The sequence below is a fragment of the Vibrio phycocola genome (assembly GCF_054404255.1).
The window spans coordinates 264,606-288,098 of the sequence record NZ_JBTAMQ010000001.1; the positions used below are offsets into that span (position 1 = coordinate 264,606).

Sequence of the window (23,493 nt, forward strand, 5' to 3'; positions counted from 1 at the left end):
GGAATGGAAATACCATGTCTTTAACAAAGAATGCTTCTATAGCCGATGACGAAGTTTTATCGGTTAACAATTTGTCGCTGTCATTCCCCGGTTTTAATAGCAACACAAAGGTACTGCATGACGTTTCTTTTTCCGTTAAGCGTGGAGAAACGTTAGCGATTGTTGGTGAATCGGGATCGGGAAAAACCGTGACTATGAACCGTGTTATGCAGTTATTGGATACTGTTATTACGGATTCGGGCAATATTTATTTACGTCGTCGCAACGGATCTGTTGATGATATAACTCATCTCTCTCGAAAGGAAGCTTCAAAGATTCGTGGCTTCGATATGTCGATGATTTTTCAAGAGCCGATGACATCACTAAATCCTGTATTTACCATTGGCGATCAGATCAGTGAAGCTATACTGACCCATCAACAGATAAGTGGGAGTGACGTCAAGCGCAAGGTCATTGAGTTGCTTAATCTGGTTCGTATTCCTGATGCCGAGCGGCGCTTCGATGAATATCCACACCAAATGTCTGGGGGGATGCGTCAACGAGTTATGACGGCTATGGCATTATCCTGCAATCCGCAACTATTGATTGCCGATGAGCCAACGACCGCGCTGGATGTGACGATTCAAGGACAGATTCTTGGACTTATGCGCAATTTGCAACATGATCTTGGTATGGCCGTCATCTTTATTACTCACGACATGGGAGTTGTCGCTGAACTGGCCGATCGTGTTGTCGTGATGTACAAAGGCCACGTTGTCGAAGAGAATGACGTCACCAGCATATTCAAAAGTCCGCAACACCCTTACACCAAAGCATTGCTACGTGCTGTGCCGACTCTCGGTTGTATGGCCGGTAAAAAGAACCCTGCAACGTTACCGGTGTTGGAGATGGAGCAAGAGCTTAGTGGTTGTGCTAATCAAACGCCTCCAGAAGAAAAAGAGGTTGATACAGCACTTTATAATGGCGCTCCCGTCCTTGAAGTGAAAAATCTGCATACCCAATTTGTCTCGAACAAGAATTTTTTTGGTCGCCCGACTCATCTAGTGCATGCAGTGGAAGATGTGAGCTTCAAACTTTACCCAGGTGAAACTCTCGGTATTGTCGGAGAGTCAGGTTGTGGTAAATCGACGACGGGCTTTTCTATACTCAAGCTGATACAGGCATCAGGGCAGGTGATGTTCAAGGGACAAGACCTGATGACCCTCGATAAAAAGCAGATGCGTGAGTTGCGTAGAGATATTCAATTTATTTTCCAAGACCCCTTTTCATCGCTTAATCCACGTAGGACCATAGGCGCATCGATCGCTGAGCCTATGGTGATCAACAATCAAGGGACAAAAGCAGAGCAAAAAGATCGTGTAATGGCATTGTTAAAACGAGTTGGGTTGCAGCCGGAACATGCAGAACGTTATCCTCATGAATTCTCTGGTGGACAACGTCAGCGTATTGCGATCGCACGAGCTCTGTCGACCCGACCTGGGGTAATTATCGCCGATGAAGCGGTTTCAGCTCTCGATGTTTCTATTCAAGCCACTGTGCTTAATTTGATGTTGGAGCTGCAATTGGAGCTTAAACTCAGTTACCTTTTTATCTCTCACGATATGGCGGTTATCGAACGAGTTAGCCATCGAGTTATGGTTATGTATTTAGGTCAGATTGTAGAGATGGGGACTCGACAGCAGATATTTGAAAACCCGCAACACAGTTATACTCGTAAACTGCTCTCTGCTGTACCAATCGCGGATCCTACTCAGCGTACTGATTTCACTATGCTCTCGGGCGACATTCCTAGTCCAGTAAGGGAGGCAGGAGATCCACCAACGAAACTCCGTTTGGTTGAATGTGAGCCGGGGCATTTTGTCGCAGTAGAATAGGTTAAAATTCGAAGAAAATAGGCAACGGTTGTTGCCTATTTTTTTAATGCTAGTGGGTTATGTAACTCGTCGAATTCTTTTTTTAATTAGATGATAGAAAGAACAAATTTGCTCACTCTTTTTCAACAATGGAATAAAGCTGAGAGCGCCAGCTAAGCCGCCTGAGGTATTGAGTAGTAGATCCAGAGAAGAAGAGTGTCTTAGAGGAATCCAAATCTGGGAAACTTCAATAGAAAGACTAAAACCGTATGAAACCAACGACACACAGAGCAAACGATACCTAAGGGAAATGTTGGTCGGAAGAAGCATCATCAGTATCAAACCAAATGGCATAAAGCCGATGAAATTAATCACGATATCGAAGATAAAATAGAGGTCAAGGTGAAATAGCTGTGCTGCTGGCCATTCGAGTACAGAGCGATCAGCATACGGGGTCTCTTTTACCAGCATTAAATTGTCGGTTTGTTCTTTAGTGAAATTCAGACTTGTAATTGCTTTATTGCCAGATATCGTGGGTAGCATTCCTTCTTTTTGCCACTCTTGATGATGACGTAATACCGTACTGGTAAATTCATCTGTTGTGTAAAAGAGGTTTATTCCATACATGCGACCTAACCAAGGGCGACTTTCGGTATCATCATTTCCCAAAATTAAGTTATTAGCATACACCTCAGGAAGCGTGAGAATCACGTGCTTATTGTGAGCAGCTTCCTGGCCATCGAAGTATACCCATGTGCCTGTATTGTCGGAAGTGATCGACAATAATACTGGTTGCTCAGTTTGCGGTATTTTGACGTAAATTTTAGGTTGCTTTTTAGCGTTGGAAAAATCATCACCATTCAAAATAATGAGCGATTGATCCCATTGAGCGATAACGAAGTCATTTTGAGGTTCGTCAGATCGAACTTGAACAAGAAATCTTAGTCGGAGGCGTTTCGTATCTCCTGGTTTAAACACCATGTGAAGGTTTAATTTATCGTGTTCTTCTCTTTCTGGAATAACAAGAGACGGCACAAGAAGCATTGAGTCGTTGGCAAATTGAGCAGCGCTTTGTTCTGGTATAAATGAAAAGTTCTCATTTAATGGTCCACTTTTCGGTCTTAATCCAAAAAACAGCATGATGACGAAAACGCCCAGTAGCGCGCTATATAGGCATAGACGAAACTTGTTTGAAGAGGCATTAGCAGAGCTATATTGCATGTATAAATTAACCCAAAATAGCGATGGTATCGACATCTAAGAGATTGCCGAATTTGTTCACTTCATCGTTTTATAAAATAAGAAATAAATTCATTACAACGTCCACAATACCGAGATCTGGTATAGATGGCAGAAGCAATCGAGTTGGTTCGGTGAATCTGCCCTATGTCAGTCGTCACACTAGCAATAATATCAGTTGCTATTAATCGGTGATAATACGTCGAGCCATCTCTTTCGCCATTGGCGCAGAGTTTTTTATTCCGTGAGTATGCGCCATCACAATCGCCCCTTCGACTAGCAAGCCAATTTGATCGGCTTTACCGACATTGTGGGCATCGAGTTTTGTCGAAATGAGTTCGACCATCGCTCGTTTGTGCTTAGCAGCGTATTTATATATTGGATGAAGGGTATCAGAATATTCAGCACTGGCGTTAATAAAATTACACCCAAAAAAGTGCTCGCTATTAAACCAGTCGTCTAGGGCATCAAAGAGTGCAAGTACTTGAGGCTCATCTGAATTTTCTGCTTCGATAAACTTTTTATTGATCATTTCCAAAACTCGCCCGTGCTGAAGAGCTAACGCAGCCAAAATTAAATCTTCTTTACTTTGAAAATGTTTATATAGGGTAGCTTTGGATACTTTCGACTCAGCCAGAATTAAATCGATTCCAGTGGCGTGGTACCCATGCTGATTAAATAGAATTTGCGCTGTTTCGATTAAGTGTTGTTTTCTTGGTTGCATATAATTCTGCCTCATTGACTTATTCAAATTATAACGCGTTTTAACTTGACGTAAACAAATCTGTTCACCTATAGTGTAGACAGATCTGTTCACTTTTGTTTTATTTAACTTATTTAAAGGTGCGTGTTATGTGTCATCCAACTCCAAACCAAACGTCAACTAGGGAAAACATTAGTACGGGTGGTATTCATCACCTTGGATTAAGTGTGCCAAATATTGAAACCACGGCGGCGTTCTTTATCGAACTACTTAACTTTACACAAGTAGGTGGAAAACCCGATTACCCAGCAATCTTTGTCTCTGATGGCACGGTAATGCTGACTCTATGGCAAATAAAAGAGAGTAATAATCAGGTAGAATTTAATCGCCAACAGAATGTCGGATTGCACCACTTTGCGCTTAAAGTTGAGAGTTTGGAACAGCTCGAAGCTTTGAACGAGCAGTTTAAGTTGCGCGAAGATGTTGACGTTGAGTTTGCACCGGAAGCTCTGGCTGGAACACCTCTGCATCATATGATGTGTGCGATTCCAGGTGGCATTCGACTTGAATTGATTTGTGGTTAATTGATGGCTATGGCGAATGAATCTTCACCTATATGGCATGAGGGCGAGTTAAGTGTCCAGAAAAAGGTAGGTACGGATCAGCTGATGGCCCAAATCGGTCCTAAGTTCATTCGTCAATTTATGCCTCAGCAACACCGTGATTTTTTTGAATCGTTGACGATGATATTTATTGGTTATGACGATCACCGTTCTCTTGCTCAAGCCAGTGTCCTATTTGGTGCTGTAGGGTTTATTCAATCGCCATCGGATACTGAATTGGTGATAAATACCCAAAATACCATGGGTGATTTTTTACCAGATTTTGTTGATGTTGGCGATAGGATTGGTTTGTTGGGAATCGAGTTTGAAACGAAAAGGCGTAATCGAGTCAATGTTATCGTGGTCGATGTTGGTCAAAAAATGATTAAAGTAAAAGTACTTCAAAGTTATGGTAATTGCCCTAAGTATATTCAACCTAAGACGTTATTAACCAATCGCCATTATGGTGAATTCTCTACTCAAACTCGCCATCAATTCAATGAGAAAGACCTCGATATCATAACCAATGCTGATACATTTTTTATCGCCAGTCGTTTTAATGATGGAAAAACTTTAAATAATCGGGGTGCAGATATCTCTCACCGTGGTGGGAAACCGGGGTTTGTAAAGATTAATGCTGATGGACAATTATTGGTCGAAGATTACGTTGGTAATGGGTTTTATAATACGCTTGGTAACTTACATCTAAATCCTATTGCAAGCTTGTTGTTTGTCGATTGGCAGCATGGTGATGGGCTGCAAATTATGGTTCAGAGTGACATACATTGGGATAATGTGTTGTCGAAAACTCTCAAAAAGAAAAGCCAAGATAAAACAGGCATAACATTGTCTTTTACCCCTTTGGAGGTGATCTCTTTTACCAATGGACTTGCTTACCGTTCAGGTTAACATGACTTCTTCATGTATTGCTTTGTCATAAGTGCAGCTGGGTAAGTTTGTTGCATAGTCTCATCAACGGGAACAGCTTTCATATCGATAGGGTTCGATTGAGTGCATTTTTGTCGTACATTTTATTCAATGAAATTACCTTTTGGAGATATGTGCAATGACCACTCAATTTAACAAACGTGCCGTGATGTTATTCGATAACACCTCGGATAAGTTTGTTGTGACTTATGAAAATGGAGATTACGAATTGAAGCATGAATCGGAGTTGTCAGGAATTCTTGTCGACCGAAATCCAAAAGAAAAATATGGTTATGTTGATATCGAACGGTGTTGGGATGGGGAAGATCTCGCCAGTGCAGGTGACTACTGCTAATCAGTTCCAACTATATGATAGTGCTTCGAAAAAAAGGGGGTGCAGTGATTTTATCAGCGTGTTTCCCCCGCTCAGTATTCCTACTCCTCTGCCTAACTTATCTTTGCTGTATCTGATTTTTTCTGATGTTATTCAAATCTAACTGAATACTTTTACCCTTTAAATTATGGAAAGAAGATCACATTTAGTGTTAATGTTAGATGATATTTGATGCAATTGAGTGATGTTCAGTTTTTATCGACTCGTGAGAGGGGCGTGATCTGAATACCATCCATTTAAGCATTGAGAATGTTTATCGTTAAAATCGACACGGTTGGGGAGGTATAAATGAACGCTGAACTCAATTTTATCGGTCATATATTAACGCCTTATCAATATATGGCTGATTGCCCTCATACTATTCAACCTGATGGGCCTCTATGTAAAATTGTTCTTTATGAAGGTTACCAAGTTGGGTTATCTGGATTACATGCTGGCCAAGAAATTCTACTTGTCTATTGGTTTGAAGGAACAGACCGAAACCTTTTGAAGCAAATGAGCAGAGATGGTGCGACACAAAGAGGGACGTTTGCCTTACGCTCACCTCACCGGCCTAATCCTATTGGCATCGCCGTGCTTCCAATCGAAAAAATCGAGTATGGAGAGATCTTTGTTAAAGGCTTGGATTGCTTAACAGGGACGAAACTCATCGATATCAAACCTGCTTTAGAAGCTGAAATTCCTTTCAATAAATAACTCTTACTGTATCTATGAGGCAATTGATTCAATATGTGAATCAATTGCTTAGAATCTTTGCTTTCAAAACCGTTCAATTTCCTCGAGAAATGATTGACAGGAATATCACAAACGATCAATGATAATACAAATTATTATCATTAGTGTTTGAATAATGCTGCATCATCTGGATAAGAATGAGTTTCTTTCCTTAAGAACTTCGAACTAAAGCCAAACTTCTCAATGGAATTGACATGGTCATTCGATTAAAACGGATATCGTACGTTTTGATCAGTTGAGGCTTGCCATAATCTGCAGTATTCATGAATTGAAGGAATAAAATGAATAACTTAACCACCAAACTTACGCCTCTTGCTTTGGTACTATTTACGCTTTCGACACAGGCTGAAAGTAATCTCGATACGATTATCGTTACCGCCAACAGCGCGGATAAAACGATTTCTGATGTTGCCGCAACAATGTGGGTTGTTGATCATGATCAGCTAACAAAAGAGATAAATACTGGCGCTGATTTGAAGGTCGCTTTGGGGCGATTAATTCCCGGTTATGATTTTGGTGGAGAGAGCAGAACAAACTACGCTCAGAATATGCGTGGCCGATCGGCATTGATTATGATTGATGGTGTATCACTCAATTCAACCCGTTCGATCAGTCGTCAGCTTGATAGTATTTCGCCGTTTAACGTTGAAAGAGTAGAGGTGCTTTCGGGCGCAACATCTATCTATGGTGCAGGTGCATCCGGTGGGATCATTAACATCATCACGAAGAAATCGTCTGTAGGTGAAGCGAAGGTAGAGTTGCAAGTAGGCGCAACGTCGAGTTTTCAAGACAGTGATGATGGAACTAAAAACATAGCAGTGGCTATCTCCGGCGGTAGCGAACAGTTGCGAGGTCGTTTGTCAGCGTCTTACGAAGGAAGTGGTGCAAGCTATGATGCAAATGGAGAGATGATCTTACCAGACATCACTCAAACCGATATGCAATTCAACGAAATTATTGATGTGATGGCGAACGTTGAATTTGAACCGGATCAAAATCAAGCTGTTTCAGTAACAGCGCAGTATTACAGTAGCAAACAGGATACTGACTACACACCGGATCTTGGTGCTTTGTTAACCAAAGCCACGGGTAGCGATGAAATCACGATCAGTGATGAGTTAGATTTGGACGACCAACCGAGTACCGAGCGTGTGATGGTCAACGTTCAATACAGCAATAAAGATGTGTTGGGGCACTCAATGCTGGCCCAAGCTTATTATCGCAACGAATCAATGCAGTTCTTCCCGTTTCCTTCTTTTGATCCTTATAACAGTAATGGTTCTTACTACTTATATGGAGCCTCGTTACAGGAAACAGACATTCTCGGCGCAAAAGTCGTACTCAGTAAAGAGATTGGCGACGTTGAATTGAACTACGGTATTGATGCCTCGAAGGAGTCATTTTCTGCTGACTGGCTTGTCTATGATATCACTTCCGCTTTTTTGTCTGGCGGTACCTCTTTTACTCAGACTGATACCGTCCAACGCTACCCAGATGTCGAGACACAGAAGATAGGCGTATTCTCACAAGCTGAATGGCAAGTTAACCAAGATCTAAGAGTTTCTGGTGGATTAAGGTTTCAATACATTGGGCATGAAATCGGAGACTACACCGGAATCTCACAACAGTTGATATACGGTGATGCTGCAGATGAGATCGAGGGTGGAACGACTCATTATACGGAGTGGTTAGCCAACTTAGGTAGTATTTACAATGTGAATGATAATCAACAGCTATGGGCTAATTTTAGCCAAGGCTTTGAGATCCCTGATCCTGCTAAGTACTACGGTAACGGTACATATAGTGGTTCGACGTTAGTCAGCAGTATTTCTGTTGCTGATAATGAATTAGAAGGCGTTACAACAAATTCTCTTGAGCTGGGCTGGCGCTTAGCGCAACATAAAATTGAAACCCAGTTGGCGATGTACTATTCGTTGTCCGACAAAACAACCTCTTATGACTCGAGCACCTATGCCATTATCGTTAATGATGATCAAAAACGAATTTATGGTCTCGAAGGGCAACTCAATTATCACTTCACTGATGAATGGTACGTTGGATTACAAGGCCATTTGATCGAAAGTGAAACCAAGTCTGATGGCAGTTGGTCGAATTTAGCTGCTGAAACTGCTAGCCCATCGAATGCATTGCTACGAGCTGGTTATGATAATTACGATTATGGCGCAGATCTGCAGTTGCAAACCATTGCAAATTATCACGACGACGATGGTGGTAAACTTGAAGGTTATTCTTTGGTGCATTTAAGTTCTTATTACTCACTTCCTGTTGGCAAAGTAAGTTTTGGAATACAAAACGTACTGAATAAAGACTACTACACGCTTTGGTCTCAGCGTGCCCAAATGCTCTACAGCGGTTACAACGAGAGCTTGGTTAGCTTTAAGGGTAAAGGAAGAACGTTCGCAGTCACTTATAATTTAGAGTTCTAGGGGATGTCATTGTTCCATTTTTCCAAGCTTTCTCTTCAACTTGGTGGAAAAGCGATCTTGAAAGAGATGACCGGTGACATCGAGTCTGGTTCTGTGACCGCTTTGCTTGGGCCTAATGGCTCAGGCAAAAGCACCTTACTCTCTCTGTTGTGTGGGCTAACACCGCCAACCACAGGACAAATATTACTTAATCAGCAAGCATTATCGAGTATTAGTCCTTCGAAATTGTCTAAACAACTGGCGATGTTGCCGCAACGAAACCCGGTTCCAGCGACCTTAACGGTACGGGATTTAGTGACCTTTGGCCGACATCCTCATCGTCCGTGGTATCAACGTGTTGCCCAAGAAGACAAGGAAATCATCGATTGGGCAATGAGTGAAACGGGCATTACCTGTTACTCGAATCGGTTTTTAACGGATTTGTCTGGTGGAGAATTACAGCGCAGTTGGCTGGCTATGATATTGGCTCAAAATACCGATATCATTATGCTCGACGAACCCACATCTTGGCTCGATATCTCTCATCAGTTGACCCTTTTAAACATCGTTCGTCGTTTAAACAAAGAACAAAATAAGACCATCGTCTGGGTGTTACACGACCTAAATCAAGCTCGCTTATTTAGCGACAATGCCATTTTGATTAATGACGGAAAAATCATTAATCAAGGAGAGGTTAATCAGGTCGTGAACCCGCAAGATGTCAGCGAGATTTATCAAACCCCAATGAAGATGTATTCTCTTGGTAATCAACACGTGTTGTGGCCTGAGGAACAGAGGTGAAAGCGTTGGTATTGCGTCTGCTTTTTCTGAGTATGTGTTTGGCTCAGGCTTCTTATTCGCTTGCATCAAGCTCCGTTTGCTTAACAACTTGCATCGATGTGACTAAGCCAGCAAAAAAAGTCGTGGCATTAAATTGGACGGTTGCTGAAATGCTGCTGACACTCGATGTGGTTCCCCTCGGAGTAACCGAAGGAAATGGTTACCGAAAGTGGCAGACAAACACCCCAGAACTGCCGCGTTCTGTTACCGAGGTAGGTCGCCGTCAAGAACCTAACCTCGCGGTTATAGCAGCGTTAAAGCCAGACCTTATCGTGGGATACGAATTTCGTCACCGTCATATACTCGAAGCACTTGAGAAAATTGCACCCACGTTGCTATATCAACAATTTGGTGATGTGTCTCAACCCAACTTTAGCTATTTCGACACCTCACAACGGGTGTTTTTTGCGATTTCTAAGGCGGTTGATGAAGAAGCTAAAGCTCAAAGTATTGTTGCGTCGATGAGAGAGAAATTGAGTCAATTAAGTCATCAACTTTCGCAAGCGGATTTGGAGAACCTTCCGGTTAGTTTCGGGAAATTTGTCGGCATGGGGTATGGGCTAAGAATGTTTAGTGATCGCAGCCTAGCAGGAGAAATCGCACAACAACTGGGTTTAGATTACACCTGGAGTTCGGCATTACCGGGCAAAGATTTCACTCATCTACAATTAGAGCAGCTTCCAGCATTAACCAATACACATTTAATATTGGCGGGAAATCAGGTTGATAGCGAAAGAATGACGACATCGCCGGTTTGGCCTCACTTACCCTTCATGCAACAAAATAATCATTCAAGTGTTGAACCTCTTTTTAGTTTTGGTGGCCCGCTGTCTAGCTTAAAAATGGCGCAAGCATTTACCCAGTCGTTACTCACTTGGCAGGCTCAATCTAATGACTAAATTGCTTTCTATCAATTTGTTTTTGGTCTCGCTGTTAGTTTTTGGGTACTTAACGTTTCATCCCGATGTTAGTGACCCGACTCTTAGTCAGATCATGCGCGATAACGTGTGGCTACCGACAGCATTGATCGCTTTATTAACGGGAGCACTGTTAGGTAGCTCTGGACTATTGATTCAAACGACGCTGGATAATGATTTTGCGTCTCCCTCTACTCTGGGTATCGCGTCTGGTGCGTTGCTTGGAGCTGTGCTAATACGAGTATTTGTGCCCGAAGCAACGCTTGTTTTTGTTTGGAGTGGTGCGCTAGTTGGTGCGTTGTTGCTTTCGTTTTTCGTGTTGTTATTGAGTCAATTAATTGGTGGTGGAAAACTTCCTGTTGTATTGATTGGAATGACGCTTGGTCTCAGCGCCGGCGCGTTTTCGTCGCTCTTTATTCTGTATTTTGAAAATCAAATGGATGGCTTATTCCTTTGGGGCAGCGGGCAAGTGTTACAAACCAGCAGTCATACATTGGAACATACCGTTTTGCCGATGTTAGTAAGCCTGCTACTGACTCTCGCAGTCCTACCGAAATTGGCATTATTTATCTTGGGCGATACCCATGCAGCGCGTTTAGGGTTATCGGTTAAACGTTGGCGTTGGATTATCCTATTGCTGGCGATTACCCAAGCAGCATTGGCGACATCGATAGTGGGAATGATAGGCTTTGTTGGTTTGATGGCCCCACATTTAACTAGGCTGATGATTACCAAGTCTCAACTTAGTGGTCGTCATTTCTTGGGGCAATGGTTGTTAACCATAATCATAGGTTCAGTGCTCGTATTGTTTGCTGAATGGTGTTCAAGAAGCTTGTTGTTTTTGGGGTATCGACTGCCGACCGGTGCTTTCACTGCCTTATTAGGAGCGCCTTACTTTATTTATTTGTTGTTTCAACGCTCTGGGCGCGTGCTCGCAGCAACGGAAAATCAAAATATTGCGTTAAAACCCTTGCTCCATTGGTCTCCTAAGAGGACGTTAACGGTTTTAAGCGTACTACTCATCATCACATTATACGTGTGTTTGGCTTCCGGGAATGAAGAAGGGGCGAATTGGGTAAATATACGCGTGATGTTGGCTGCGCTTGGGGGGGTAGGTCTGGCGTGCGCTGGCGCATTGTTGCAAACATTGTTTAAAAACCCGATGGCGAGTCCAGATATATCAGGTGTGAGTGCATTTGCTATTTTAATCATCGCCTGCGTTCTGGTGGTTTACCCTGCGGCCGATCAGGTTCTCTTAATGGTAGCCGCTCTTGCTGGATCCGGTATCGTGATAGGGTTACTGTCTTGGGGGATTAAACAACAACTGAGTGTGTCACAGCTTGCTCTATTCGGGATTGTGATTACTGCATTTGCAGGCACGGCTACTCAGATATTGTTGACCTTTGGTACCTCAACGGCGTCGGTAACCATGATGTGGTTAGCAGGTACGACTTATGGAGCTTCAAGCGAGCAGTTATTAATATTGTTGCTGACACTTACTTTGTCTTTCGTGGTTATTTTGCCAAGTTTACGTCATTTAGATTTACTCAGTTTAGGAGAAGTCTTACCTCGAACCTTAGGGGTGCATTTACAACGACAAAGGATCGTATTACTCAGTGTGGCAGCCGTGATGACGGCTATATGCGTTTCGAATATCGGTGCAATTAGCTTTGTGGGGTTACTTGCTCCACATTGCGCTCGACTATTTGGTTTATCTAGGCACAGCCACTTGCTACCGGCATCAGGAATGACAGGAGCGATCTTGTTAGTGTGGGCCGATTATTTAGGGCGTAGTATTATGTCGCCGAATGAGATTCCTGCAGGGCTGATGGTGTCGGTAATTGGTAGCGCGTATTTTCTTATGCTGCTGCTTGTCGCTTATCGAAAAGCATAGTCGGATACAATGGTGAATCTAAATAATGAAACACAATGACTCGCTTTTAGCGACGCAGCTCAAACAGTTAACTCAATCCTTTTTGCCGGACATGAATTTCCAAGATCAGGAAGAAGATTTCTTGTTAACAAATATTCCTGAAAATTGGGAACGAGATCAGAAAGTTGTTACCGACTTATACCAGCATTTAAAACTATCGCATCCAGAAGCGGATAATAGCTATTGGCTTACTCGAACTTGCACACTGCTTGTTTGGCAACCTATTTATGTTGCCTTGGTGAGTATTTATGGACTGCACCATGTGCCCAGTTTTTCTGAGTTTAAACAGGGACGAAGAGGAACTGAATTGCGTGGCATGTATTTCTCGTCCATCACATTCCACTTTGAATCGACAGAGCGTTTGATTGAGCTTGTGGGCAAAGAACTGAGTCAAAGCTTCGAATATTATCGAGAGTTACTCGATGATGCCTATCGTTGTCGCCCTCATTTTATGCAAGCTCTGTTAGGAGATATATTGCTTACAGCACTATTGCAATTGAAAAAATACAGTCCAACGTTATTATCCCCAGACTACGTACTTCAACAGTCTCATTTGTGGTTAGCCGCGTTCGGGTTGCCTGCAACGCCTGAGGGGAGTTTTGTCATTGCACAAAATGGTGTTGAAATCGATTTTACCCGTAAAAGTTGTTGTTTTGTCTATAAAAAAACCGATGGTAAGCTATGCAGTAATTGTCCAAGGAATTAATGGGTGCTTACGACGACTTTTTTCATTTCATATTACACATAAGCTTCCAACTTTTGATCCACCTTTGGTACTTGTGCAATCGATTCGTTGAGTAAGCTTGAATACACGCCATTGAGTTCAATAAGTTGACTGTGATTGCCTCGTTCAACGATTTCTCCTTTTTCAAGCACCAAAATGGTATCGGAATGACGAACCGTACTTAAACGGTGTGCAATCGCAATCACCGTTTTTTCCTGAAATAGGCGATCCATCGCTTTTTGAATAGACTCTTCAGTAATAGAATCGACCGAGCTAGTCGCTTCATCTAGCATCATAACTTGTCCACCTTGCGCAACGGCGCGAGTGAAAGAGATCAGCTGAGTTTGGCCGACAGAAAGGTTGGACCCGTTTTTGTCCAACTGAAAGTCGTAGGTTGCAGGAAGTTGCTCGATAAAACTCTCTGCGTAGACATAACGAGCCGCTTGCTTAACGTCCTCACTTGAAATTTCAGATTTACCTAGTGAAATATTAAATTGAATGCTCTCTTCAAATAGGAAGACATCTTGCATCATCAGTGAAAATAGATGGGTCGAGTCTTCGATTGAAATCTTCGATAGTTCGATGCCATTGAGTAATATACTGCCTTCGTAGTCTTGATATGTTTTTGAAATTAAACGTAGGATGGTTGATTTTCCAGATCCTGTTGAACCGACTAATGCAATTTGATGGCCTTTTTCTAAGACAAATGAGACGTTCTTAAGGACATAAGGTAAGTCGTCGTTGTAACGGAAGCTGACGTTCTTAAACTCTAGGCTATTGAATTGGCTTAATACATCTCTCACTTTAGCGGAGGGGTGTAATTCTCGGCCTTCTTCTTCAGTCTCTTGAACAAAGAGTTCTTCAATATGGTCGAACGCGGCGAACGAGCTTTGAATAGACGCGATTTGTGAGGTAAAGTCGCGAATCGGGACGAAAACCTTCTCCAGTGTATTTATAAAGGCAATCAGTACGCCCAATGTTAGTGTGTTTTGCAGTACTTGCCCTGAACCATACCAAATCATCAACGCCATCGTAATTGACGTTACGCCTGAAATAAACGCAAACAATATCGCATCGTACTTATTCGCTTTCTTTTGTGCTTTCAAAAATTCGTCGTTATAGGTCTTGTACTTTTGTTCGACTTCTTCTTCTGCGCGATAGAGTTGAACGGTTTTAACACCGAGTAAAACTTCTTGTAAGAATCCAATTCCTCGTGCCAACGCAGAACGTGTGATTTGGTGCATTGCCCGCAGGCGGTTACGCACATACATGGTCAGATAGATCACCGGAGGCATGATAACTAAGACGATGAGAGTGAGTTTCCAATCGATGAACAGCATCATAATAAGTAAGGCGATCGTATTGATTGAATCTTTCACTAGCCCAACAATAGACTGAACAAATGAATCACCAATGGTTTCAAGATCGCTGGTTAGTCGAGAAAGCGTGACTCCGGTTGGAATGTTATCGAAATAACTGCGTGGTAATTTAAGTACGCGATCAAACAAGACCGAGCGCATATCGGTGACGGTGTATTGGCCAGTTTTGCGTAAATTATACGAATAGATTGAATCGACGACATAGTTAGCAACGAGTACGATCAGTAGATAACCGATGTGGAGCCACAATCCATCCATATTTTCATGGGTGAGATGAATATCGATGACCTGGATGATCAACCAAGGAAACAGTAAGTTGGTGATCACAGAAAGAGGCAGCATGGCAATTCCAAGTACTGCGGATGTTTTGTATGTTCTCGCAAACTTAAAAAAGTGCTTTAGGTATTGAAGATCGTCCGCTTTTAACATGCTTCAGCCTCTGTTTCATTTTGCTGTAATAGCCAGGTTTCGTAATAATAAGGGCATGTTTTAAGTAGAGTAGCGTGGTCGCCTTTTGCGATAATCTTGCCGTGATTTAGAACGATAATTTCGTCCATATATTCTAGAGCATTGACCCGATGAGAAACCACAAGTACCGACTGATTGGTGAGACGTTCAAACAAACCCTCCAGAATCTTACGCTCGGTTTCATAATCAACGGCAGAAAGTACGTTATCCATGATGATTAAATCACTCGTTTTAAGTAGTGCTCTGGCAATGCTGAGACGTTGTTTTTGACCACCAGATAACATAATGCCTTTCTCACCGACGAGTGTTTGGTCACCTTTTTCAAACCGAGATACATCGCTAGCCAATTGGCTTAGTTCGAGCACTTCATTAATGTGGGACTTGTCGAAACCTTTATTGGCACTGCCAAAACGGATATTTTCTTCAATGGTTGCTGAGAACAAATAGGGGTCTTGGGTCACGGTTTTTATATAGCGGCGTAAATCGTTACGAGCAAATGTGGTGATGTCTTTGTTCCCGAGGAAAATAGTGCCTTCTGGAACATCAAGATGGTGATTTAAGCAGTTAACCAAGGTTGTTTTACCCGAGCCGATACTTCCAAGAAAACCTATTTTTTTTCCTGCCGGTATATCAAAACTGATGTTATCCAAAATTAACCGATCATCACCTTGGTACTTGAAGCTCAAATTACGCACCGAAAGAGTGTTGCCTTTTAATTCTTCTACCTCTGTTTGAGGAAGGTGTTGCGAATCTTGTTCAGGTACTTCTGCATTTAATATTGTTTGGACACTATCGATACCGACCATGCCTCTTTGATAAATCGTGGCAATTCTACCTAATTGCATTAACGGCATTGCGAGCAACACGGAATAGGCGAGAAAAGCGGTAATTTCTCCCAACGTTAACTGCTGGCTCATTAACAAGTAGCCTCCAAGCCCAAGGATCATGATTTTCATTAGGTTATTGGCGTAATCGAGAACCGGCATGATGAACACTTGAATGCGGGTTATTTGCATCCGACAGGTGAGCAACTGTTGATTCAGTTTTTCAGCCTCTACACGTACCCAAGGCGACATTTGTTGGCTTTTTATAAGGTCGATACCCGATAAAAAATTCATCAATTGAGCCGATAGACTTTGTAAACGGTGCATGTGTTCCATGTGCAATGTTTTCATTTTTCTAAAGCCAACTCGAAATATCACGAATGCAATAACAATTGGGATCATAGAATAAAGTGTAAGCTCTGGTGAAATATGCCACATCCAGATTGGCGTAAATGAAAGAGCAAGCAGCGCATTAGATGTTTGAAGAAAGCCGGCTCCAAAGAACAAGCGAATCCCATTTAGATCGTTATTTATGATCGAAATAAGCTTCCCCGATGCAAATCGACCATGAAACCGATTAGGTAAGCGGTTGAGTTTATTTAGAAGAATATTTTTTAATGCCGCTTCGGTGATACGGCCTGGGTTGAGTGCATAAATACGTGAAAAAATTCGAACTATGATCATAGCAACCGACATCAATATGACGATTGATACATAGGTTATAAGCTGATCGTGACCCGTAACGGAGGCATCGTCGATCAAATCAATCGCCAATTGAATATAACGCGGAATTTCCACTTGCAACCAGTTAACAAGAATAATCAGAACAATTGCTAGTAGGTATGATGTGCGGTTCATTTGTAGAAAGTGGATGATGAACGCTTTTTTAGTCATGAGATTCTTTCTTACGTGGGTGTTCAATTCCATATTGAGCAATACAGGCTTTAACAATGCACTTACGAGGTTCGCCGATTTCTTCTAATGCATCTAGTAACCATTCGGGAATGCGTACTGGTCGAGTTTTAACGCCAGGTTTACGACCACAACCGGGTCTTGGTCCACCTCGGTTGCAGAAACGATGCTTTTTATTGTCGTGATCGTTCACAATCAGCTCTCATTATCAGTGTGATTTGAATAGTGTACACTTATCAAATATAAATGGCATCTGCTAATTATAAGAACGGTGTTTGCGTAGATCAGTGATGGGAAGATCTTAGGTTAATACCCTTATTAAAATGAATGGTATTACACTGGTCACGGTCTCGGACTAATTGTGTTTTCTTTAGCCTATTTTGAGCTTAAGCTCTTAATGTGGTTATGCTAACAGTTGGCGACAACTACATTGATAAGTCCGTTACGAGTTTGCTTGATTGTGTGAAAAATGCCATCGTATTTTTCATCCTGCCCGACGGTACTTTCTGGTCTTAATTTAATTTTTAACCGGAAGCTAATTCATCATGCGTCAGTATATTAAATATATCATTCCGCTCCTCATCCCTTTGATAATTTTGCTATTACCGCAATCGGCATTTCCATTTGACGATATTACTGTTATCCAGCAGCGCGTGATTGCAATATTCCTACTTGCGGCACTTTGTTGGGTGTTTGAACCCATCCCAATTTATGCCACCTCCGTTGTCATTATTGTGCTTGAACTGATGCTCTTATCCGATAAAGGGATCATCTTTTTACGCAGTGGTGCCGGGGAGGCTGGGTTTGGCGATTTACTAAGTTACAAAGACATTATGGCCACCTTCGCAAGCCCAATTATTATGCTTTTTCTTGGTGGTTTTTTTCTTGCGATTGCAGCAACTAAGTATCGCTTGGATGTCAACTTGGCGAGAATTCTCCTTAAGCCGTTTGGTAAAGATCCGAAGTTCGTCATGCTTGGATTGATGTTGATTACCGGCGTTTTTTCAATGTTTATGTCCAATACCGCCACGACAGCGATGATGCTCTCGATTCTTACTCCGGTTATCGCCGTATTTGGGCCGAAAGACCCCGGGCGTGTTGCCTTTGCGTTGAGTATTCCAGTCGCGGCAAATATTGGTGGCATAGGTACGCCAATTGGCACGCCACCAAATGCCATCGCGCTAAAATATTTGGTTGATGACAGCTTGATCACCTTCGGAGAATGGATGGTTTTTGGTGTCCCGTTTGTGATTATTATGATGGCGTTAGCGTGGTTTCTAATCAAAAGCCTGTACCGTGCAGAACAGCAAACGATTGAGTTAAATATTAAAGGTAAGTTTTTAAAAACGCCTAAGGCAATTACGGTATATATCACTTTCGCAGGAACGATTTTGCTCTGGTTGATGGGATCAGCTCACGGTATGAACTCGTATACGGTCGCTTTAATTCCTGTTGCTGTATTTTCCATTACAGGAATTATCAATCGAGAAGACCTAAAGAAAATTTCCTGGGACGTACTTTGGCTCGTTTCGGGGGGGATTGCCCTTGGTTTAGCACTTGATAAAACCGGATTAGCCAAATCATTAGTTCACAGTATTCCTTTCGATGCTTATTCGCCCTATGTCGTGTTATTTGGAGCGGCCTTCCTTTGTTTGTTGATGGCGAATTTTATGTCTCATACCGCAACGGCAAACCTGTTAATGCCGATTATGGCTGCACTTGGCGCGTCTATGGTATCACTGGAGCCACTTGGTGGGGAAATGACGCTCATACTTGTGGTGACGTTTGCTGCTTCACTCGGTATGTCATTGCCTATCAGCACGCCACCAAATGCGTTGGCACATGCGACGGGGAACGTTCAAAGTAATCAAATGGCACAAGTCGGCGTTGTGTTGGGTGTTGTTGGGGTATTGGGCAGTTTTGTTTTAGTGTGGATTCTGAATGTTGTGGGGTTTATAGGCTAAGTTTTAAGGTATGGGTACAAGAAATAGCATGTAGAGCAACCGACAGTAATTGATTACCAATAGGGGAATGACATGGAAAAGCTAAATCTGATTTGTATTGATGATGAGCGAGAAGTATTGGATGCAGTATTGAATGATCTTGATAGCCTAAGTGGTTGGGTTTATATCGAGGATTGTGAATCTGCAAATGAAGCGTCGGAATTGATGGAAGAGCTGGATGCTGAAGGAGATTTTGTTGCGCTGGTTATTTCAGATCATATTATGCCAATTAAAACTGGTGTCGAGCTGTTAACCGAAATTTCTCAAGACGATCGCTTTCGTCAAACCAGAAAAATCTTACTTACTGGCCAAGCAACTCACAGCGATACCATTACCGCAATCAATCATGCTCGTATAGATAGCTACTTTGAAAAACCATGGACATCAGAGCAGCTAGTGGCTCGTGTGCGGACTCTAATCACCGAATTTGTTTTCGATAAAGGACTGGATTACAGCGATTATCAAATGGAGCTAGATCAAGCGGTCGTGTTGGAGCGTTTGCGGTAAAGATTATGGGTGTAGAATTTTTATCTCGGTTTAAGTATCTTGTTTCAAGCTCAATACTAGGTTCAAGTTTTATCTGCGTGCTTCTAAATTTATCTTGTTAGAGATTGCTTGTATTTAACTATTTGATTATATTTAATATTTTTATAATGTTAATATCTAGTTCAGTTGGTTTACTACTCCGCTTTTTTTTACTCATGTTTGCATTCTTGCTTGAGTACTACAGTTGTTACTGTAGTCATGATAGGATTATCAAAAAGCAGGTGTTGGTCTGCTGTAATTTTAAAAATATTAAAGTGTGATAAGGAAGTAGTGTGAACAATCGGTTGGAATATATAGACTCTATTCGAGGAATAGCGGCGATACTCGTTTTTGTCTACCACTGTTGCGAAACAGTTGGAATCAGAATTGACTTTGTGGATTTAGGTCGAATTGGAGTTGTTGTATTTTTTATTATTAGTGGTTTTATTATTCCATTGAGTTTACAAGATGATACTCATCAACCGATAAAAAGATTTTTGATAAAACGTTTTTTCCGTCTATACCCAGTTTATTGGGCGTCAATTATTCTTTCAGTGTTAATTTTATTTCTGTTCAACCACGCTGAGTTTCTGGAGAAAGATATTTTTGTAAATTCTGTATCCCAGGTAATCATTAACTTTTCTATGATCCAAAAAGCTTTTGGTGTTGAAAATGTGTTGGGTCCATATTGGACACTTTTTATTGAACTTGTATTTTATGGAGCTTGTGCAGCTTTATTTTATATAAAACAATTACATAGTATTAAAACAATATTAGCCTTAATCGTTCTTTTCTCTCTAGGAGCTCTAGTTGGAGGGTTTGTTCGGTTTCAATACGGTATTAACCTTCCAATTATTTTACCTATTGCTTTATCTGTTATGTTTTATGGTTCATTTTTGCGTTATTACCTAATAAATAATAGAACTGAACTTTTGTTACCATTAGTGGCTATTTCAATATTTTATATGGTTTGTTTATTTATTACTTTCAAGCTGTATTATCAAGATGTTTGGGTTAGATGGTATTTGACATATTTTTTCAGCTTTTTCTTCTGTATTTTATTACTAACTAAAGTTAAAATAAGAAATAAAATTTTTGTATATTTAGGTAAAATTAGTTATTCATTTTACTTACTCCATATGCTTTGTATTGCAATTGTTTTTCATTATTTCAAAGAGATGGAAATTAGTTTTGTACTAGCGACACTAGTTTCATTGTTCTTCACTATTGTATTGTCGGATTTGTCCTATCGTTTTATTGAGATGAAATCTATTTCTATGGGAAGGAGGTTTGTAACTACCTCCTAGAATAAGTGTGGTTCGATGCCGATCCCGAAATTGGTTCGGCGTTATTTTTTTAATTATGAGTGAGACCAAAACTGGTTATATTCAGCTTCTCATATCTCATTGTTACTTTTCGCGCCTTCTAATGATGAAAACTATTGGTTATGTAAATACTCAAGCAGCCATTGTCGAACTCAACAATTTGGGCAATCCGTTGCTGGCTTGTGTTTTCTGGTTTTTAGAGTGACTAAAGAAGCTAAAAAAATAGATGATGAGGAACAAAATTAAACTCACCATTTCACTTTGGCAGGTGAGTTTCTTTTTTGGAGGCTCTCCTTAGAGCAAGCCTATTTGAAATGCTTTATGTAGTAGACACGAGCAATACATTGATCTTGCAAGTGAATTACAAAGAACGAACCGCTCTAGAGCCTTGGTCATAAAATCCCGAAAGGGTTCGCATTAATGTTGCGACATCTCCCAATTGGTCGTTAATGCCGATACGCTGAATAACATCGACGAGGCATTGCTCCCTGACATCTCGATATTGAATACAAAACTGTTCACCCGATTCGGTGACCTGATAAAACGTGTCTTTTCCTTGTCGAATACTTTTCACCAAGTTGAGTTTTACTAATTTTCTCACTGCATAAGAGACTGTGTGAAGGTCATCGATGTTAAGTGTAAAGGCGACATCGGCAATACGTTTTGGTCGGTCACGGTGGTAGATATTGTGAACGACCAATATGTCGAGAGGGCTAAGCTCCGGCATGCCAGCGGTGGAACTGCATGATTGGGTCCAGCGCTGGAAAGCATTGTGCATCATGGTTAATGCGTATTCAAATTCACTCAAGGCCATCGCTTCATTACTGGCTAAATGAGATGAGGAAACTATCGGCAAATGTGGTGTATTTGAGTCGGAGTTACCCATTGTTGATTCCTTTATTATTGAGTCATACTCATTGGTAGCCACGTTACAATTTGAGGGAATACTGTGACTAATATTACGGCGAAGAGCAGAACGAAAAAGAAAGGTAATGCTGCTTTCGCGACGTAGAGTATATTTTTACCCGTTAAGCTTTGAATAACAAATAAATTAAATCCGACAGGGGGCGTTATTTGAGACATTTCCACCACGAGGACGATATAAATACCAAACCATAATGGGTCGATGCCAGCTTGTGTCACCATTGGTAGTACTACTGATGTGGTTAACACGACAACAGAAATACCATCGAGAAAGCAGCCAAGTATGACAAACAGAATTGTAAGATAAAATAGCAGCATGAATGGAGACAGTTCGAGTAATCCTATCTGCTCAGCCAGCATTCTTGGGAGGCCAATAAAGCCCATTGCAACCGTTAGAAAGGCCGCGCCAGCAAGAATGAAAATAATCATACAGGATGTTCTTACCGCACCCATCAAGCTCTCAGTAAAGGTATCCCAACTTAATGTTCGACTGGTGATGGCGAGAATGAGTGAACCAACGACGCCAAATGATGCCGCTTCGGTCGGGGTAGTGATACCACCATAAATAGAGCCAAGTACAAAGAGAACTAGACAACTGACAGGGACCAGTTTGATTAATCCAGCCAGTTTATCGGTAAAGGTGTAACGAGCTTCTTCATGAGGGATGGTTGATTTGTGTTTGACCGACCAAAGCATGGTGTAGCCAACAAACAATAACAGCAACATGATTCCCGGGATAGCACCCGCTATGAACAAACGAGCGATGGATACCTCAGCGGATACGCCGTAGACAATGAGGATAATTGATGGCGGAATCAGCAGACCTAGCGTACCAGAACCCGCTAATGTGCCAATCGCCATTTTGTCGTCATAACCTTTTCGTTTAAGCTCTGGAAGTGTCATTTTACCGATAGTGGCCGCGGTGGCTGCGGATGAACCTGAAACCGCGGCAAAGATTCCACAACTAAGTATGTTTACGTGTAAAAGAGCCCCTGGCACTCGACTTAGCCAAGGCGTTAATCCCTCAAAAAGATCTTTCGATAATCGAGTACGAAAGAGAATTTCGCCCATCCATATAAAAAGTGGGAGTGCAGCTAGCGACCAGTCGGAAATGGCACCCCATGTAGATGTTGAATATATAAGCCCAAAAGACTCATTACCCAACAGCATCATACCTACGATACCAACAGAGATAAGAGACAGTGCAACCCACGTCCCGCTTGCAAGGAGAGTTAAAAGCAGGACAACTAAAATAATGCCAATGGTTATTTCGCTCATAGAGAATCTCCTTTCTCAGAAGATAATTCGATAGGTTGGGATTCTGCGAGCTGTTCTTCGTCAGACTTTGGAATACGGTCGCCGTTATAAATATGTCTCACCGTTGTATCGACAATTGAAATGAAGAAAACAATTGCTCCGATAGCGACGGGAAGTTGAACCCACCAAAGTGGAATGGGAATATAGCCATGAGTGAGTTCTTCAAAAACCCATGATTCCCAGACCATATAACTTAGTTGATAACAGAGGTAACTTACTAAAATAGAAGCCAATACGAGAACAAAGCGTTCGATAGCAACATTGCGCTTTTCATCCAAACGATGAAGAAACAGCGTTACACGGATGTGTGAACCTTGGCGAAATGAATAGGCTAAAGCAAGGAAGCTGGAGGAGGCTAAAAGGTATCCAGCAAAATCATCACTCGACGGTATGACTATGCCAAACCATCTACCTATGACTCGAACTAATATAGTGATACAAATTAGTACGATACATAAGCCTGACACTGCGCCTGCCATGGCATAGGTTTTATCAAGTATCCGTTGCATGTTCGAACTCCCTG

The 23,493-nt window shown here is 41.7% G+C and carries 21 protein-coding genes; 13 read left to right on the top strand and 8 right to left on the bottom strand.

Features of this window, described 5'->3' with window-relative positions:
* Positions 1–14 precede the first annotated feature (14 nt).
* Complete coding sequence (locus tag ACXJY6_RS01305) at positions 15–1,874, top strand: ABC transporter ATP-binding protein (protein WP_458766976.1); 1,860 nt, start codon at positions 15–17, stop codon at positions 1,872–1,874.
* A gap of 57 nt (positions 1,875–1,931) precedes the next feature.
* On the opposite strand, the gene ACXJY6_RS01310 is transcribed toward ACXJY6_RS01305, so the two are convergent.
* Positions 1,932–3,074, bottom strand: a complete 1,143-nt coding sequence (locus ACXJY6_RS01310) for a VanZ family protein (RefSeq protein ID WP_458766978.1) — start codon at positions 3,072–3,074, stop codon at positions 1,932–1,934.
* A gap of 202 nt (positions 3,075–3,276) precedes the next feature.
* Complete coding sequence (locus tag ACXJY6_RS01315) at positions 3,277–3,816, bottom strand: TetR/AcrR family transcriptional regulator (RefSeq protein ID WP_458766980.1); 540 nt, start codon at positions 3,814–3,816, stop codon at positions 3,277–3,279.
* 128 nt (positions 3,817–3,944) lie between these two features.
* On the opposite strand from ACXJY6_RS01315, the gene ACXJY6_RS01320 reads away from it, so the two are divergent.
* The 9 genes from ACXJY6_RS01320 (at position 3,945) to ACXJY6_RS01360 (ending at position 13,275) form a co-directional block, all read left to right on the top strand.
* Positions 3,945–4,379 (top strand): VOC family protein, encoded by a 435-nt coding sequence (locus tag ACXJY6_RS01320; RefSeq protein WP_458766982.1) that lies wholly within the window; start codon positions 3,945–3,947, stop codon positions 4,377–4,379.
* 3 nt (positions 4,380–4,382) lie between these two features.
* On the top strand, positions 4,383–5,306 hold the full coding sequence (locus ACXJY6_RS01325) for a hypothetical protein (protein WP_458766984.1): 924 nt from the start codon (positions 4,383–4,385) through the stop codon (positions 5,304–5,306).
* 157 nt (positions 5,307–5,463) lie between these two features.
* Complete coding sequence (locus ACXJY6_RS01330; RefSeq protein WP_456051319.1) at positions 5,464–5,679, top strand: hypothetical protein; 216 nt, start codon at positions 5,464–5,466, stop codon at positions 5,677–5,679.
* Between the two features lie 327 nt (positions 5,680–6,006).
* Positions 6,007–6,414, top strand: coding sequence for a TrmO family methyltransferase domain-containing protein (locus tag ACXJY6_RS01335; protein WP_456051320.1), 408 nt, complete (start codon positions 6,007–6,009; stop codon positions 6,412–6,414).
* Positions 6,415–6,734: 320 nt separating this feature from the next.
* Positions 6,735–8,900: a TonB-dependent receptor gene (locus ACXJY6_RS01340; RefSeq protein WP_458766986.1), complete on the top strand. Its 2,166-nt coding sequence runs from the start codon at positions 6,735–6,737 to the stop codon at positions 8,898–8,900.
* A 3-nt stretch (positions 8,901–8,903) separates the two neighbouring features.
* Entirely contained in the window at positions 8,904–9,680 is a 777-nt protein-coding gene (locus ACXJY6_RS01345; protein WP_458766987.1) for an ABC transporter ATP-binding protein, read from the top strand.
* The gene (locus tag ACXJY6_RS01350; RefSeq protein ID WP_458766989.1) at positions 9,677–10,618 is read left to right on the top strand and encodes an ABC transporter substrate-binding protein; all 942 of its coding nucleotides are present in this window, start codon (positions 9,677–9,679) and stop codon (positions 10,616–10,618) included. Before ACXJY6_RS01345 ends, ACXJY6_RS01350 begins: the two co-directional genes overlap by 4 nt.
* Positions 10,611–12,530: an iron ABC transporter permease gene (locus tag ACXJY6_RS01355; RefSeq protein ID WP_458766990.1), complete on the top strand. Its 1,920-nt coding sequence runs from the start codon at positions 10,611–10,613 to the stop codon at positions 12,528–12,530. Before ACXJY6_RS01350 ends, ACXJY6_RS01355 begins: the two co-directional genes overlap by 8 nt.
* Positions 12,531–12,555: 25 nt before the next feature.
* Positions 12,556–13,275 (top strand): siderophore ferric iron reductase, encoded by a 720-nt coding sequence (locus tag ACXJY6_RS01360; protein WP_458766991.1) that lies wholly within the window; start codon positions 12,556–12,558, stop codon positions 13,273–13,275.
* 32 nt (positions 13,276–13,307) lie between these two features.
* Here ACXJY6_RS01360 and ACXJY6_RS01365 read toward each other — a convergent pair whose 3' ends face one another.
* Genes ACXJY6_RS01365 through ACXJY6_RS01375 form a run of 3 tightly spaced genes read right to left on the bottom strand, consistent with a single transcriptional unit; the run spans position 13,308 to position 17,069 of the window.
* Positions 13,308–15,101, bottom strand: a complete 1,794-nt coding sequence (locus ACXJY6_RS01365) for an ABC transporter ATP-binding protein (RefSeq protein WP_458766993.1) — start codon at positions 15,099–15,101, stop codon at positions 13,308–13,310.
* On the bottom strand, positions 15,095–16,858 hold the full coding sequence (locus ACXJY6_RS01370; RefSeq protein ID WP_458766995.1) for an ABC transporter ATP-binding protein: 1,764 nt from the start codon (positions 16,856–16,858) through the stop codon (positions 15,095–15,097). Before ACXJY6_RS01370 ends, ACXJY6_RS01365 begins: the two co-directional genes overlap by 7 nt.
* The gene (locus ACXJY6_RS01375; protein ID WP_458766996.1) at positions 16,851–17,069 is read right to left on the bottom strand and encodes a hypothetical protein; all 219 of its coding nucleotides are present in this window, start codon (positions 17,067–17,069) and stop codon (positions 16,851–16,853) included. The genes ACXJY6_RS01370 and ACXJY6_RS01375 overlap by 8 nt, the downstream gene beginning before the upstream one ends.
* Positions 17,070–17,421: 352 nt before the next feature.
* Here ACXJY6_RS01375 and ACXJY6_RS01380 point away from each other — a divergent pair, with 352 nt between their 5' ends.
* The 3 genes from ACXJY6_RS01380 to ACXJY6_RS01390 all read left to right on the top strand — a co-directional run bounded on the left by ACXJY6_RS01380 (position 17,422) and on the right by ACXJY6_RS01390 (position 20,711).
* A complete protein-coding gene (locus ACXJY6_RS01380; protein ID WP_458766998.1) occupies positions 17,422–18,840 on the top strand; it encodes an SLC13 family permease in 1,419 nt (472 codons plus the stop codon).
* A 72-nt stretch (positions 18,841–18,912) separates the two neighbouring features.
* A complete protein-coding gene (locus ACXJY6_RS01385; RefSeq protein WP_458766999.1) occupies positions 18,913–19,386 on the top strand; it encodes a response regulator in 474 nt (157 codons plus the stop codon).
* A 311-nt stretch (positions 19,387–19,697) separates the two neighbouring features.
* A complete protein-coding gene (locus tag ACXJY6_RS01390) occupies positions 19,698–20,711 on the top strand; it encodes an acyltransferase family protein (RefSeq protein ID WP_458767001.1) in 1,014 nt (337 codons plus the stop codon).
* Positions 20,712–21,090: 379 nt separating this feature from the next.
* On the opposite strand, the gene ACXJY6_RS01395 is transcribed toward ACXJY6_RS01390, so the two are convergent.
* Genes ACXJY6_RS01395 through ACXJY6_RS01405 form a run of 3 tightly spaced genes read right to left on the bottom strand, consistent with a single transcriptional unit; the run spans position 21,091 to position 23,479 of the window.
* Positions 21,091–21,615 (bottom strand): winged helix DNA-binding protein, encoded by a 525-nt coding sequence (locus ACXJY6_RS01395; RefSeq protein WP_458767002.1) that lies wholly within the window; start codon positions 21,613–21,615, stop codon positions 21,091–21,093.
* 14 nt (positions 21,616–21,629) lie between these two features.
* A complete protein-coding gene (locus ACXJY6_RS01400; protein ID WP_458767004.1) occupies positions 21,630–22,931 on the bottom strand; it encodes a TRAP transporter large permease in 1,302 nt (433 codons plus the stop codon).
* Entirely contained in the window at positions 22,928–23,479 is a 552-nt protein-coding gene (locus ACXJY6_RS01405; RefSeq protein ID WP_458767006.1) for a TRAP transporter small permease, read from the bottom strand. The genes ACXJY6_RS01400 and ACXJY6_RS01405 overlap by 4 nt, the downstream gene beginning before the upstream one ends.
* Between the last annotated feature and the right edge of the window lie 14 nt (positions 23,480–23,493).

Excerpts from the sequence above, each read along its gene's own strand:
- ACXJY6_RS01340 (WP_458766986.1), top strand. The coding sequence starts at position 6,735 with ATGAATAACTTAACCACCAAACTTACGCCTCTTGCTTTGGTACTATTT.
- ACXJY6_RS01305 (WP_458766976.1), top strand. The coding sequence starts at position 15 with ATGTCTTTAACAAAGAATGCTTCTATAGCCGATGACGAAGTTTTATCG.
- ACXJY6_RS01395 (WP_458767002.1), bottom strand. The coding sequence starts at position 21,615 with ATGGGTAACTCCGACTCAAATACACCACATTTGCCGATAGTTTCCTCA.
- ACXJY6_RS01330 (WP_456051319.1), top strand. The coding sequence starts at position 5,464 with ATGACCACTCAATTTAACAAACGTGCCGTGATGTTATTCGATAACACC.
- ACXJY6_RS01380 (WP_458766998.1), top strand. The coding sequence starts at position 17,422 with ATGCGTCAGTATATTAAATATATCATTCCGCTCCTCATCCCTTTGATA.
- ACXJY6_RS01400 (WP_458767004.1), bottom strand. The coding sequence starts at position 22,931 with ATGAGCGAAATAACCATTGGCATTATTTTAGTTGTCCTGCTTTTAACT.
- ACXJY6_RS01310 (WP_458766978.1), bottom strand. The coding sequence starts at position 3,074 with ATGCAATATAGCTCTGCTAATGCCTCTTCAAACAAGTTTCGTCTATGC.
- ACXJY6_RS01335 (WP_456051320.1), top strand. The coding sequence starts at position 6,007 with ATGAACGCTGAACTCAATTTTATCGGTCATATATTAACGCCTTATCAA.
- ACXJY6_RS01315 (WP_458766980.1), bottom strand. The coding sequence starts at position 3,816 with ATGCAACCAAGAAAACAACACTTAATCGAAACAGCGCAAATTCTATTT.
- ACXJY6_RS01365 (WP_458766993.1), bottom strand. The coding sequence starts at position 15,101 with ATGTTAAAAGCGGACGATCTTCAATACCTAAAGCACTTTTTTAAGTTT.
- ACXJY6_RS01345 (WP_458766987.1), top strand. The coding sequence starts at position 8,904 with ATGTCATTGTTCCATTTTTCCAAGCTTTCTCTTCAACTTGGTGGAAAA.
- ACXJY6_RS01355 (WP_458766990.1), top strand. The coding sequence starts at position 10,611 with ATGACTAAATTGCTTTCTATCAATTTGTTTTTGGTCTCGCTGTTAGTT.
- ACXJY6_RS01320 (WP_458766982.1), top strand. The coding sequence starts at position 3,945 with ATGTGTCATCCAACTCCAAACCAAACGTCAACTAGGGAAAACATTAGT.
- ACXJY6_RS01325 (WP_458766984.1), top strand. The coding sequence starts at position 4,383 with ATGGCTATGGCGAATGAATCTTCACCTATATGGCATGAGGGCGAGTTA.
- ACXJY6_RS01405 (WP_458767006.1), bottom strand. The coding sequence starts at position 23,479 with ATGCAACGGATACTTGATAAAACCTATGCCATGGCAGGCGCAGTGTCA.
- ACXJY6_RS01385 (WP_458766999.1), top strand. The coding sequence starts at position 18,913 with ATGGAAAAGCTAAATCTGATTTGTATTGATGATGAGCGAGAAGTATTG.
- ACXJY6_RS01370 (WP_458766995.1), bottom strand. The coding sequence starts at position 16,858 with ATGACTAAAAAAGCGTTCATCATCCACTTTCTACAAATGAACCGCACA.
- ACXJY6_RS01360 (WP_458766991.1), top strand. The coding sequence starts at position 12,556 with ATGAAACACAATGACTCGCTTTTAGCGACGCAGCTCAAACAGTTAACT.